The sequence below is a fragment of the Herbaspirillum sp. SJZ099 genome (assembly GCF_007828355.1).
GTDB lineage: Bacteria > Pseudomonadota > Gammaproteobacteria > Burkholderiales > Burkholderiaceae_D > Herbaspirillum.
This window is the reverse complement of record NZ_VIUO01000001.1, coordinates 696560-709619: the sequence shown is the minus strand read 5'-3', so window position 1 is coordinate 709619 and position 13060 is coordinate 696560. Positions and strand designations below refer to the sequence as shown.

Genomic DNA, 13060 nt, shown 5'->3' with positions numbered 1-13060 from the left:
TGAGGAACACGCGCAAGACATCTTGCGCAAACAAGAAGCAACCGCAGACGGCCCTGCCGCGCCTTACGCGACGCGACCGCAACGTGCGCTTCGATGCAGTCCGGAATGCTTTTTTTCATCACCTCTTTGGAGATTCAACATGGCTAAAGCCCCCAAGCGTGTTGCCGTCACCGGCGCCGCCGGTCAAATCGGTTACTCCCTGCTGTTCCGCATCGCCAACGGCGACCTGCTCGGCAAAGACCAGCCGGTCATCCTGCAATTGCTGGAAATCCCTGATGAAAAAGCGCAGAAGGCGCTCAAGGGCGTCATCATGGAAATCGACGACTGCGCCTTCCCGTTGCTGGCCGGCGTGACCGCCCACAGCGATCCGCTGACCGCGTTCAAGGATGCCGACATCGCCCTGCTGGTCGGCGCCCGTCCCCGCGGCCCCGGCATGGAGCGCAAGGACCTGCTGGAAGCCAACGCCCAGATCTTCACCGTGCAGGGCAAGGCGCTGGACGCCGTGGCTTCGCGCGACGTCAAGGTGCTGGTGGTCGGCAACCCGGCCAACACCAACGCCTACATCGCCATGAAGTCGGCTCCCAACCTGCCGGCCAAGAACTTCACCGCCATGCTGCGCCTGGACCACAACCGCGCGCTGTCGCAAGTGGCCGCCAAGATCGGCAAGCCGGTCTCCGCCATCGAAAAGCTGTGCGTGTGGGGTAACCACTCGCCGACCATGTACGCCGACTACCGCTTCGCCACCGCTGACGGCAAGTCCGTGAAGGACACCATCAACGACCAGGAATGGAACGCCAACGTGTTCCTGCCGACCGTCGGCAAGCGCGGCGCGGCCATCATCGAAGCGCGCGGCCTGTCCTCGGCGGCATCGGCTGCCAACGCGGCGATCGACCACGTGCGCGACTGGGTGCTGGGCACCAACGGCAAGTGGACCACCATGGGCATCCCGTCCGACGGTTCCTACGGCATCCCCGAAGGCACCATGTTCGGCTTCCCGGTGACCACCGAAAACGGCGAGTACAAGATCGTCCAGGGCCTGGAAATCGACGCATTCTCGCAAGAGCGCATCAACATCACTCTCAAAGAGTTGCTGGAAGAGCGCGAAGGCGTCAAGCACCTGGTCGGCTAATTAAGCGACTGCAGCGCGGCGTGCGGCTTGCCGCCGCCGCGCAGTTCTCACTGAATACACAACCATTCATTCCGCAGCAATGCATCCCTCCCAGGTCTTGTTCCCAGGTGCGCAGCAACCGGTTTCGCTTCCGGTTTGCGATCACTACGCCGGCTCCGAAAAGCTGATGCGCAAGTCGATCGCCCTGCAGCAGGAACTCGGCCCGGTATTCGACATCACGCTCGACTGCGAGGATGGCGCGGCCGCCGGCAACGAGGCCGCACATGCGCAACTGGTCGCCTCGCTGATCAAGGGTCCCGACAACCGCTACCGCCGCATCGGCGCGCGCGTGCATGACGTCGGCAGCCCGCACTTCGCGCAAGACGTTGCCATCATCTGCTCGGCCGCGGCGCACGAGCTGGCGTTCGTGATGCTGCCCAAGGCCGAGGGCGTCGACGATGTACTGTATGCGCTGGAAACCATCAACCACACCTGCCTTGCGGCCGGGCGCCATGCGCTGCCGCTGCACGTGCTGATCGAGACCCACGGCGCGCTGGCCGATGCATGGAAGATCGCGGCATTGCCGCAGGTCGAATCGCTCTCTTTTGGCGTGATGGATTTCGTCTCCGCACATTACGGCGCGATTCCCAGCGCCGCGATGCGCTCTCCCGGGCAGTTCGACCATCCGCTGGTGCGCCGCGCCAAGCTGGAAATCGCCGCCGCCTGCCATGCCCATGGCAAGACGCCGTCGCACAACGTGACGACCGACATCAGGAATCCCGCCGCCGTCGCCGACGATGCGCGACGCGCGGCGCAAGAATTCGGCTATACCCGGATGTGGAGCATTCATCCGGACCAGATCAGGCCGATCGTGCATGCCATGTCACCTTCCGTCGAGGAAGCCGATCAAGCGGCACACATTTTGCTCAAGGCCCAGGCAGTGCAATGGGGGCCGATCCAGCACGATGGAAATCTGCACGACCGGGCAAGCTATCGTTATTTCTGGTGCATCCTGCAACGCGCCCATGCCGCCGGCGTGGCGCTGCCGCCGCAAGCGGCGCCCTGGTTTGCCGCTGGCAACGCCCCATCAACCTCTCAGCAACCGAATCACCGTCCATGAAAAAACAACTGACCGCAATCGCCCTGCTCGGCGCCCTGTTCGCCGCCGCCGGCCTGCCCGCCGCCCAGGCGCAAACCGCATCGACGCAAACCGCCGCTAAGAAGAAGGCCGTCAAGAAGGCGCCGGCCAAGAAAGCTGCCGCCGCCGCAGCAGCGGCCGTGCCCGCTGCCAAGATGCCGTTCTCATCGGACGCCGAAGATGACGACAGCGAACCCGAACTGGGCGGCACCCTTTCCGCAGACTTCAACTGCGAGCTGGGCCACAAGCTGACCATCTGGAAGAACGCCGACGACGACAAGCATATCGCCCTGCGCTGGAACAAGCGGATCCACCGCCTGACCCGCGTCGCCACCACCACCGGCGCCAACCGCTTCGAGAACCGCAAGGTCGGCCTGGTCTGGATCGGCATCCCCGCCAAGGGCCTGCTGCTTGACTCCAAGAAGGGGCAGCAGTTGGCCAACGAATGCAAGAACGTCGAGCAGCAGGCCGCCACGGCTGCCGCCCCCAACAGCTGACGCAAAACAGGAAGCATCAGGAACCTGGCATTCCTGCCGTAATACAGAGTCAACAGAATCAGGCAGCACCCAGCAGTTTGAACATTGCAGCGCAAACCGGATTCGACTAGCTAACATCACTAATTGCCATCTAAGGAGAAGAGGCCATGTCTCGCAACACATTGAACACCCTAAAGGAATTCAAGATTTCCGGTTCCAAGAAAGGCAAGTTCTACTCGCTGCCAGCGCTGGAAAAATCGCTGGGCGTGAAGATCTCCCGCCTGCCGGTTTCCATCCGCATCGTGCTGGAATCGGTCTTGCGTAACGTCGATGGCCAGAAGGTCACCGAACAGCACGTCAAGGAACTGGCCAATTGGGGCGCCAAGGCTGCGCGCGTGGACGAGATCCCGTTCGTGGTCGCCCGCGTGGTGCTGCAGGACTTCACCGGCGTACCCCTGCTGGCCGACCTGGCCGCGATGCGCAACGTCGCCAGCAAGCTGGGCAAGAACCCCAAGAACATCGAGCCGCTGGTGCCGGTCGACCTGGTGGTCGACCACTCGGTGCAGATCGACCACTTCCGCGAGAAGAAAGCGCTGGACCTGAACATGAAACTGGAATTCCAGCGCAACAACGAGCGCTACCAGTTCATGAAGTGGGGCATGCAGGCATTCGACACCTTCGGCGTGGTGCCCCCGGGCTTCGGCATCGTGCACCAGGTCAACCTGGAATACCTGGCGCGCGGCGTGCACAACAAGTCCGGCGTGTACTACCCCGACACCCTGGTGGGCACTGACTCCCACACCACCATGATCAACGGCATCGGCGTGGTCGGCTGGGGCGTGGGCGGCATCGAGGCGGAAGCTGGCATGCTGGGCCAGCCGGTCTACTTCCTGACCCCGGACGTGGTCGGCGTGAACCTGACCGGCGCGCTGCGCGAAGGCGTCACCGCCACCGACCTGGTGCTGACCATCACCGAACTGCTGCGCAAGACCAAGGTCGTGGGCAAGTTCGTCGAATTCTTCGGCGAAGGCACCGAGTCGCTGTCGCTGACCGACCGCGCCACCATCGCCAACATGGCCCCGGAATACGGCGCCACCATGGGTTTCTTCCCGGTCGACGACGCCACCATCGAGTACTTCAAGGGCACCGGCCGCACCAAGGCCGAGATCGACGCCTTCGAAGCCTACTTCAAGGCGCAGGGCCTGTATGGCGTGCCCAAGGCAGGACAGATCGACTACACCCAGGAAGTGTCGCTGGACCTGGGCACCGTCGCCCCGTCGCTGGCCGGTCCGAAGCGTCCGCAAGACCGCATCGAAATCGGCAACGTCAAGTCCACCTTCGCCGACCTGTTCACCAAGCCGGTGGCCGAGAATGGCTTCAACAAGAAGGCTGAAGACCTGGGCGCGACCTACAAGAACGCCGACGGCGTCGACCTGCACAACGGCGACGTGCTGATCGCCGCGATCACCTCCTGCACCAACACCTCCAACCCGAGCGTGCTGCTGGCCGCAGGCCTGTTGGCCAAGAAGGCCGTCGAAGCCGGCCTGAAGGTCGCACCGCACATCAAGACGTCGCTGGCGCCGGGATCGCGCGTGGTGACCAAGTACCTGGAAGCGGCAGGCCTGCTGCCCTACCTGGAAAAGCTGGGCTTCGGCGTGACCGCCTACGGTTGCACCACCTGCATCGGCAACGCCGGCGACCTGACCGCGGCCATGAACGAAGCGATCGTCAAGAACGACGTGGTGGCCGCGGCCGTGCTGTCGGGCAACCGCAACTTCGAAGCGCGCATCCACCCGAACATCCGCGCCAACTTCCTGGCATCGCCGCCGCTGGTGGTGGCCTACGCCATCGCCGGCAATGTCAACGTCGACCTGATGACGCAACCGGTCGGCAAGGGTAAGGGCGGCAAGGACATCTTCCTGGGCGACATCTGGCCGACTTCGCAAGAGATCGAGAAGCTGTTGAAGTTCGCGATGAACGCCAAGACCTTCAAGGACAACTACGCCGACGTCAAGGGCGCGCCGGGCAAGCTGTGGGAAGCCATCAAGGGCGTCGCCAAGGGCGAGGTCTACAACTGGCCGAAATCGACCTACATCGCCGAACCGCCGTTCTTCGAGGCCTTCACCGAAGCGCCCAAGGCCGCGGCAACCGGCATCACCGGCGCGCGCGCCCTGGGCGTGTTCGGCGATTCGATCACTACCGACCACATCTCCCCGGCCGGTTCGATCAAGGAAAGCAGCCCGGCCGGCAAGTGGCTGCAGGCCAACGGCGTGCTCAAGGCCGACTTCAACTCCTACGGCTCGCGCCGCGGCAACCATGAAATCATGATGCGCGGCACCTTCGCCAACGTGCGCATCAAGAACCTGATGGTGCCGGGCGTGGAAGGCGGCGTGACGGTCCACCAGCCGAGCGGCGAACAAATGGCGATCTACGATGCGGCCATGAAGTACATCAAGGACGGCGTGCCGACCATGGTGTTCGGCGGCGAAGAGTACGGTACCGGCTCCTCGCGCGACTGGGCCGCCAAGGGCACCCAGCTGCTGGGCGTGAAGGCGGTGATCACCCGTTCGTTCGAGCGTATCCACCGCTCCAACCTGGTTGGCATGGGCGTGCTGCCGCTGCAGTTCATCGGCAACGACAGCGTCCAGACCCTGGGCATCACCGGCGAGGAAACCTTCGACCTGAAGGGCCTGGACGGCGATATCAAGCCGCAACAGGAAGCCACCCTGGTGATCCACCGCAAGAACGGCGAAACCAAGGAAGTCAAACTGCTGCTGCGCATCGATACCCCGATCGAAGTGGACTACTACAAGCATGGCGGCATCCTGCCGTTCGTGCTGCGTCAACTGCTGGCAGCTTAAGCAAGCGGACGTCGCAAAGGGCCATGCCGCCTGCAGACGGGCGGCATGGCCAAACAAAAACGCCGGACACTCTTGTCCGGCGTTTTTTATTGCCCCCACGCATGAGATCTCGCGGCACCACGCCAAGGCCGGAATTCGGGCCCAAATCATCTACAATACAAAGTTTCCCCTACCTCCCCCAGAAACACACCCATGCGTCGTCCCGCCAAACGTTCTTCCTCCAAGCTTTCTTCCGACAGCCAGCACCTGGTGACCTTCGCGCAAGCCATTGCGCAAGCCTCCAGCCGGCTGGAGGAAAAGGCCTGGCTCAAACCGCTGGACGCCTTGCTGCACAAGCTCTTGCGTACCGGCCACCAGACGCTCATCGACGCCGCCCTGGATCATCTCTTCAAGGCCGACCTGGACGCCTACGACGTGCTGATCGAAGCCGTCGAGGCCGGCAGCGAATCGACTGCCATTGAATTCGAAGGGAAAGAATACGACGTGCAGCTGCTGGTGCTGCCGGTGCTGGCCTGGACGCGCTTTTCGATCGCCTCCGGCGCCATCTCCGCCGACATGCAAAATGCGCTGGCCGCCCACCTGCACGCCCATGTGCTGGCCAACGATGCCAAGCTGGCACTGGCGCCCACGCTCTTTGCGATCGAGCAGTTGCCGCGCCATCACAGCGAGGTCTTCGCCCTCACCCAGCAGCTCGGCCAGGCCGCGCTCAAGCATGCGCCGGTACAGTTGCGCGGCGAGCAGCAACCGTCGGCCGCCTTCCTGGCCGATACCCGTTACGTGATCGCCGCCGTCGCCGTGCCGAGCGGCAGCGCCCTGTTCCACTGGCAGGAAAGCGAGCAGCAAAGCCATTTCTCGGCCGGCAAGAGCGCCGCCATCGACGCCTGGAAGCAGCAAGTCACGCCCCTGCTTGCCCGCATGCTGCCCGGCTGCAATGTCGAACTGCTGCTGCCTCAAGCCTATTACTTCGGTTGCCGCGAGGCCGACAAGCGCATCCGCCCGGCCTCGATCCGTGCCGCGGACTACTTCCTGACCCAGACCCTGGATATTTCCTCGGTCGAACTGCATGCCAGCATTGGCGGCTTTTCCGAAGACATCAACGGCCAGGTCGACGAATACCGCATCGGCTTTGCCATCGGCGGCGACCCGACCGTGGTCTACGGCACCGTATGGCCATTGTATGAACAGGAAAGCGGCGAAGACATGACGCCGCTGATGCCGGCCGGCGTCGCCTTGCCGGAGCCGCTGGCCCCCAGCCCGTTGCAGGAGATCCTGACCGTGCTGCGCGAATGCGGCATCGTCCACATCAAGCACCATACGGAACGCTTCACGATGGAATTCTGCGATGACTGCGGCGCCCCGCTGTTCCCGGATCGCGAGGGGGAATTGGTGCATGCCGAGATGCCGGAAGACACGCCGCCGCCGGCCGAGCATTTCCACTGATCGCCGATCCGGACCGGCAATAAAAAAGGCATCTGCCGCATGACGGCAGATGCCTTTTCCTTTTCTCTATCGGGCTTTGCCGCCCGCTTTTTCCGAATGCGCGCGACGCGCCATCCGGCCTTGGTCTCCTCCGATTCCGGAGAACTGCGGCCGGGTTCCGTCAGGCGGCCAGCTTTTCGATCAGCCCCATTTCGGTGCTCGACATCAGCTTGTCGATGTCGACCAAAATCAGCATGCGCTGTTCCAGCGTGCCCAGGCCGATCAGGTAATCGGAGTCGAAGGTGGTGCCCATTTCCGGCGCCGGCTTGATCTGCTCCTGGGTCAGGGTGATCACGTCAGACACGCTGTCGACCACCATGCCGACCACGCGGCCGGAGATATTGAGGATGATCACGACCGTAAACTGGTCGTAAGTCGGCTCGCCCAGCTGGAACTTGATGCGCATGTCGACGATGGGCACGATGATGCCGCGCAGGTTCACCACGCCCTTGATGAAATCGGGCGAATTGGCGATGCGGGTCACGGCCTCGTAGCCGCGGATTTCCTGAACCTTCAGAATATCGATGCCGTATTCTTCCTTGCCCAAGGTAAAGGCAAGAAACTCATTTCCGTTGCTGTCGGTTTTTTCGCCGAAGCCGGAAAGATTCTTGGATGCAGTGTCAGACATATTGAGGCCCTTTAAAAATCAGGAAAATACAGATTCGTCATTCAGTTGGCGGCTGGATCGCAGCAACGCTGCCACATCGACAATCAGGGCGACGCCGCCGTCACCCAGAATGGTAGCACCGGAAATGCCCGCCACCTTTCGATAATTCGATTCGAGATTTTTTACGACAATTTGTTGCTGCCCGATCAAGTCGTCCACAAACAGCGCCGCTTTCTTGCCGTCGGACTCCAGGATCACCACCAGTCCTTGCGACGGATCGGTAAACGAAGGCGCAATGTTGAAAATCTGATAAAGCGGTATCAATGGCAGGTATTCGCCGCGAACGCGCAGCACTTTCCCTTGTCCGCTGATTTCCTTGATATCTTGCGCCATCGGCTGCAAAGATTCAACCACATACCCCAACGGCAAGATATACACCTCTTCGCCGATGCGAATCGACATGCCATCCAGGATCGCCAGCGTCAACGGCAGCGAGATCGAGATGGTGGTGCCGAAGCCCTTGCTGGAACGGATATCCACCGCGCCGCCCATGGCCAGGATGTTGCGCTTGACCACGTCCATGCCGACCCCGCGGCCGGACACGTCGGTCACCTGCTCGGCGGTCGAGAAACCCGGTTCGAAGATCAGTTGCCAGACGTCGGCGTCGCTGATGTTGTCCGACACCGGCATGCCCTGCGACTTGGCCTTGGCCAGGATCTTGTCGCGGTTCAGGCCGCCGCCGTCGTCGGAGACTTCGATAATGATGTTGCCGCCCTGGTGCTCGGCCGACAGGGATAAGGTGCCGGCGTCGCTCTTGCCGGCCGCGCGACGCGCGTCGGGCAACTCGATGCCGTGGTCGATGCTGTTGCGCACCAGGTGGGTCAGCGGGTCGACGATACGCTCGATCAAGCCCTTGTCAAGTTCGGTCGCCGCGCCGTGGGTGACGAACTCGACCCGCTTGCCCAACTTGGCCGCCAGGTCGCGCACCATGCGCGGGAAGCGCGAAAACACATAATCCATCGGCATCATGCGGATCGACATCACCGATTCCTGCAGGTCGCGCGTGTTGCGGCTCAACTGGCTGACGCTGTTGAGCAGATGCTCGTGCGTCATCGGGTCGAGCTTGCCGACGCGCTGTTCGATCATGGCCTGGGTGATCACCAGTTCACCGACCAGGTTGATGAGCTGGTCGACCTTTTCCACGCTGACGCGAATCGACGACGATTCATGGCCTGCCGCCGCGCCGCCGGCCTTGGCGGCCTTCTTCTCGTGCGCGCCGCCTTCTGTGATCGACAACGGCGCCTCATCCGGGTGCTGGTGCGGTTCCGGCTCCGGCACGGCCTTCCTGGCGGAAAGATCCAATGGCACGAAGGGCGGGAAGAAGCCGTAGCCCTGCGTACGTTCCCGGTCTTCGATGGCAGTATGGTTGTCGAGGAAACCATAGCCCCGGATGCGCTCCCGGTCTTCCTGCGTTGTGAAGTTATCGAAGAAACCGTAGCCCTGTTCCTCTTCCTTGGCGCTGGCCGTGGCCGGGCCAAGCGCCTGTGAAATCTTCAGGTCCGCAACATTGACGATGAAGGCGCAGATGGCCACCACGTCATCGATGGGCTCGGCGGTATCCAGGATGAAAACCCAGCGTCCTTGCGGCGACTTCGATTTCGCGATCTTGCCCAGCATCGCCAGTTCGTCGGCCAATGCTTCTGCATCCTTGTCGACGATGTCCGGCATCTCGATGCGATAGCTGCGCATGCCGCCCGCCCCTGCCGGTGCGCCTGGGGCCGCGCCAGCCGGCGCGGAACGCTTGCCCTGCGACAGCGCCTCAAGCAGCATGCGCACGTCGCCGGCGGCATCCAGGTCGACCTCGGCGCCGTGCTTGTGGCCGTCCAGCATGGACTTGAGCACATCCTTGGCAGCCAGGAAGGCATCCACATGCTCGCCGGTCAGGGCCATCTGGCCCTGGCGGATACGGTCCAGGAGCGACTCCAGCACATGCGTGACCTCGGCGATATCGGTCAGGCCGAAGGTCGATGAACCGCCTTTGATGGAATGGGCGGCACGAAAAATCGCGTTCAGATCCTCCGGATCCGGCGACGCGACATTGACGGCCAACAAAAGCTTTTCCATTTCGGCGAGACCTTCTTCGGCCTCGTCGAAAAACACCTGGAAAAACTGGCTCATATCAATGCTCATGCCTGGGCTCCGTCACGAATGCGGTACGTGTTGTTCTTCTTCTGAAAATTCAGCCGATCACTTTCTTGACGACCTCGGTCAAGCGCTGCGGGTCGAACGGCTTGACCAGCCAGCCGTTGGCGCCGGCCGCCTTGCCCTTGGACTTCATCTCATCGCTGAACTCGGTGGTCAGCATCAGGATGGGGACGCGCTGGTAGCTGGTCAGTTCGCGCAAGGAGCGAATCAGCGTCAAGCCATCCATGCGCGGCATGTTCTGGTCGGTCAGCACCAGGTCAAAGGTCTGCGCCTTGGCTTTTTCCAGCGCATCCACGCCATCGACCGCCTCGGTGACGCTGTAACCCGCAGCCTTCAGACTGAATACCACCATCTGGCGCAGAGATCCGGAATCGTCTACTGCGAGAATCGTTTTGGACATTGTTACTCCCTGTTTCTTCAATTACGGACATCGATCACGATATCGGATTATGCCGCACCATTGCTGCCAACCGTACTGCCGGCGGCGTCGCGCTTGCTCGCTTGCCTTCCCCCGCGCTATCCGCAACCCCGGCGCGCCTTGCCTGCCATCGACACTCTGCCAGCGATCCTAGAACAACTCGATATCGCCGCTTTCCATGCGGGTCTGCCGCACCGCCTTCCACAGCCCGTGCTCCAGCATGGTCAACCGTTCTTCCATGGAGTTGACGGTATTGGCCAGCAAGTTCTCCAGCTCCTGGTCGGTCTGCCCCTGTTCGGGCAATATCTCGAAACTGTTGGCGCTCAATACACCCAATGCTTCGCGCAGGCCGATCACACGCCGCACGATACGCTCCAGCAATTGGCTGGTCATATCCTGGAATTGCAGCCCCGTTACCGCGGCATTGACATGCTGGCTCACCGCATTCTGCGTTTCCTTGAGCTTCTCGATGCTCTCTGCGTCGAGCGCCTGGCCGCCATTCATCAGGCCTTCGAGGATCTGCTGCTGCGCCTGCACCGAACGGTGCAGGTCCATGAAGCTTCCGCCCAGCTTGCCGATGGCTTCGCCCAGCAGAATGTTGGTCTGGACCAGATCCGACTCCACTTCCGTCAATTGGCGGCTGCCTCCGCTGGCTGTGTCGAGCAGCAGGCGCTTCAACTCCTGCAGCATTGTCTGTGTCGGCATTTCCAGCCCTCTTCCCCGTGGTCAGTTAAACATCCCGTCAATTCTTGGCAGGGCCGGTCAAGCCTTCCTGTACGTCCTCATCGGTGGAGACGTTGAGCGAGCCGCTGTCTTTTTCCACCATCTCTTCTGCTTTCTTGTTCATCACGATGATGCTGATGCGGCGGTTGATTGGGTTAAACGGATCTTCCTTGTCCAGCAAGACCGCCGACGACAGCCCCACCACGCGCAGCACCTTGGATTCATCCATGCCGCCCAGGATCAGTTCGCGCCGCGAAGCGTTGGCGCGGTCGGCCGACAGTTCCCAGTTGCTGTAGCCCTTCTCGCCGCTGGAATAGGGCGTGGCATCGGTGTGGCCGGACAGGCTGATCTTGTTGGGCACGTCGTTGAGCGTCTTGCCGATCTCGTGCAGGATCTCCTTGGTGTATGGCTGCAACTGGGCGCTGGCCAAGGCAAACATCGGACGGTTCTTTTCGTCGACGATCTGGATACGCAGGCCTTCGGACGTGATATCGATCAACAGCTGGTTCTTGAACTGTTTCAGGGTGGGATTGGAATCGATCGCCTTTTCGATGCGCTGCTTGAGCTGCTCCAGGCGGACGCGCTCGGCGCGCTCCAGCTCCTGCTGCGCCTCCTTCAAGGTCTGGCGGCGCGTGACGACGTCGTTCTCGCCCTTGCGCAACTGGCCGTCCTGGCGGGTCAGGTCCTTGCCGCCGCCGGGCAGCACGGTATTGGCGTCGCCGCTGCCGGAGCCGCCGGCCATGGCCACCTTGAGCGGGGTCTTGAAGTATTCGGCAATACCGTTGAGATCGCCCTTGGCGGTCGAACCCAGTAGCCACATCAGCAGGAAGAACGCCATCATCGCGGTCACGAAGTCGGCGTATGCGATCTTCCAGGCGCCGCCATGGTGGCCGCCGCCCCCCTTCTTGATCCGTTTTACGATAATGGGACGTAGCCCTTCGTCGGCCATGTCTCTACTCCTGCTCGGTGCTGGTGGTTGCTGTCAAAATCGATGGTCGCCGGTTCGGTTCGCCTTACTTGCTGCGCGCCTGCTTCACGTGCTCTTCCAGCTCGAGGAAGGTCGGGCGTTCGGTCGAGAACAGGACCTTGCGGCCGAATTCGATCGAAAGCGCCGGTGCATACCCGTTCAGGCTGGCCAGCAAGGTGACCTTGACGCATTGGAAGATCTTGGTCGACTCGTGCAGCTTTTGTTCCAGCAGGCTCGCCAACGGCCCCACGAAACCGTATGCCAGCAAAATACCGAGGAAGGTGCCGACCAGCGCGTGCGCAATCAGCATACCCAGCTCGGAAGGCGGGATGCCCACCGATTCCATGGTGTGCACCACGCCCATCACCGCCGCCACGATACCGAAAGCCGGCATGCCGTCGCCCAGCTTGGCGATGCAATGCACCGGGATTTCGCCTTCGTGGTGGTGCGTTTCGATTTCGTTGTCCATCAGGTTTTCGATCTGGAACGCGTCCATGTTGCCCGACACCATCAGGCGCAGGTAGTCGGTCATGAATTCGATCAGGTGATGGTCGGCCAGTACGCCCGGGTACTTGCTGAAGATCGGGCTGTTCTCGGGCTCTTCGATGTCGCCTTCGATCGACATCAGGCCTTCCTTGCGCGACTTGGTCAGGATTTCGAACAGCAGCGCCATCAATTCCATGTACAGCGCCTTGGTGTACTTCGATCCCTTCAGGACCGACGGCAACGCCTTGAGCGTGGCCTTGATGGCCTTGCTGCTGTTGCCGACCAGGAACGCGCCGCCGGCCGCGCCGCCGATCATGAGCAGTTCGACTGGCTGAAACAGCGCCCCCAAGTGGCCGCCAGCAAGGGCAAATCCGCCGAAGACGGACGCCATGACAACGACATATCCAATGATGACTAGCAAGTGCCTACTCCCGTCCCGGTGGCGTTGAGTGTATTTTCACGTTCGTCAGATTACATGTATTCCATTCAAGCAAATGGGGGAATACATATCCGAAAAACGTCCTTCCTTTTCGATTACGGCTGAAAACGGGGAAACTTAATACGTTTCGTCTCGCCTTATTTCGGAAGCCGC

Annotated in this window: 11 protein-coding genes; 5 read left to right on the top strand and 6 right to left on the bottom strand. The window is 61.8% G+C overall.

Annotated elements, in window-relative coordinates; translation table 11 throughout:
* The first annotated feature begins 139 nt into the window (after positions 1 to 139).
* From FB597_RS03100 to FB597_RS03080, 5 genes are all read left to right on the top strand, one after another.
* A complete protein-coding gene (locus FB597_RS03100) occupies positions 140 to 1129 on the top strand; it encodes a malate dehydrogenase (RefSeq protein ID WP_141916244.1) in 990 nt (329 codons plus the stop codon).
* Positions 1130 to 1208: 79 nt separating this feature from the next.
* Positions 1209 to 2228 carry a CoA ester lyase gene (locus FB597_RS03095; RefSeq protein ID WP_144767996.1) on the top strand — a complete coding sequence of 340 codons (1020 nt, stop codon included), beginning with the start codon at positions 1209 to 1211 and terminating at the stop codon, positions 2226 to 2228.
* Positions 2225 to 2743 (top strand): hypothetical protein, encoded by a 519-nt coding sequence (locus FB597_RS03090; protein WP_144767994.1) that lies wholly within the window; start codon positions 2225 to 2227, stop codon positions 2741 to 2743. Before FB597_RS03095 ends, FB597_RS03090 begins: the two co-directional genes overlap by 4 nt.
* A gap of 146 nt (positions 2744 to 2889) precedes the next feature.
* A complete protein-coding gene (gene acnA, locus FB597_RS03085) occupies positions 2890 to 5583 on the top strand; it encodes an aconitate hydratase AcnA (protein WP_141916238.1) in 2694 nt (897 codons plus the stop codon).
* Positions 5584 to 5775: 192 nt separating this feature from the next.
* The gene (locus FB597_RS03080; RefSeq protein ID WP_144767992.1) at positions 5776 to 7023 is read left to right on the top strand and encodes a DUF2863 family protein; all 1248 of its coding nucleotides are present in this window, start codon (positions 5776 to 5778) and stop codon (positions 7021 to 7023) included.
* 160 nt (positions 7024 to 7183) lie between these two features.
* Here the strand turns inward: FB597_RS03080 and FB597_RS03075 are convergent, their stop codons facing one another.
* From FB597_RS03075 to motA, 6 genes are all read right to left on the bottom strand, one after another.
* Positions 7184 to 7690: a chemotaxis protein CheW gene (locus FB597_RS03075; RefSeq protein ID WP_050467922.1), complete on the bottom strand. Its 507-nt coding sequence runs from the start codon at positions 7688 to 7690 to the stop codon at positions 7184 to 7186.
* 18 nt (positions 7691 to 7708) lie between these two features.
* Positions 7709 to 9859 (bottom strand): chemotaxis protein CheA, encoded by a 2151-nt coding sequence (gene cheA, locus FB597_RS03070; protein ID WP_141916234.1) that lies wholly within the window; start codon positions 9857 to 9859, stop codon positions 7709 to 7711.
* A 49-nt stretch (positions 9860 to 9908) separates the two neighbouring features.
* Positions 9909 to 10274 (bottom strand): response regulator, encoded by a 366-nt coding sequence (locus FB597_RS03065; RefSeq protein WP_141916232.1) that lies wholly within the window; start codon positions 10272 to 10274, stop codon positions 9909 to 9911.
* Positions 10275 to 10442: 168 nt separating this feature from the next.
* Positions 10443 to 10997, bottom strand: coding sequence for a chemotaxis protein (locus FB597_RS03060; protein ID WP_141916230.1), 555 nt, complete (start codon positions 10995 to 10997; stop codon positions 10443 to 10445).
* Positions 10998 to 11034: 37 nt separating this feature from the next.
* Positions 11035 to 11964, bottom strand: a complete 930-nt coding sequence (motB, locus tag FB597_RS03055) for a flagellar motor protein MotB (protein ID WP_141916228.1) — start codon at positions 11962 to 11964, stop codon at positions 11035 to 11037.
* A gap of 64 nt (positions 11965 to 12028) precedes the next feature.
* Positions 12029 to 12889 carry a flagellar motor stator protein MotA gene (gene motA / locus FB597_RS03050; RefSeq protein ID WP_141916226.1) on the bottom strand — a complete coding sequence of 287 codons (861 nt, stop codon included), beginning with the start codon at positions 12887 to 12889 and terminating at the stop codon, positions 12029 to 12031.
* Positions 12890 to 13060 lie beyond the last annotated feature (171 nt).

Bases quoted from the DNA above. Each gene is read 5' to 3' on its own strand.
- FB597_RS03060 (WP_141916230.1), bottom strand. From the start codon at position 10,997: ATGCCGACACAGACAATGCTGCAGGAGTTGAAGCGCCTGCTGCTCGAC.
- FB597_RS03065 (WP_141916232.1), bottom strand. From the start codon at position 10,274: ATGTCCAAAACGATTCTCGCAGTAGACGATTCCGGATCTCTGCGCCAG.
- FB597_RS03090 (WP_144767994.1), top strand. From the start codon at position 2,225: ATGAAAAAACAACTGACCGCAATCGCCCTGCTCGGCGCCCTGTTCGCC.
- motB (WP_141916228.1), bottom strand. From the start codon at position 11,964: ATGGCCGACGAAGGGCTACGTCCCATTATCGTAAAACGGATCAAGAAG.
- FB597_RS03075 (WP_050467922.1), bottom strand. From the start codon at position 7,690: ATGTCTGACACTGCATCCAAGAATCTTTCCGGCTTCGGCGAAAAAACC.
- FB597_RS03100 (WP_141916244.1), top strand. From the start codon at position 140: ATGGCTAAAGCCCCCAAGCGTGTTGCCGTCACCGGCGCCGCCGGTCAA.
- cheA (WP_141916234.1), bottom strand. From the start codon at position 9,859: ATGAGCATTGATATGAGCCAGTTTTTCCAGGTGTTTTTCGACGAGGCC.
- acnA (WP_141916238.1), top strand. From the start codon at position 2,890: ATGTCTCGCAACACATTGAACACCCTAAAGGAATTCAAGATTTCCGGT.
- FB597_RS03080 (WP_144767992.1), top strand. From the start codon at position 5,776: ATGCGTCGTCCCGCCAAACGTTCTTCCTCCAAGCTTTCTTCCGACAGC.
- FB597_RS03095 (WP_144767996.1), top strand. From the start codon at position 1,209: ATGCATCCCTCCCAGGTCTTGTTCCCAGGTGCGCAGCAACCGGTTTCG.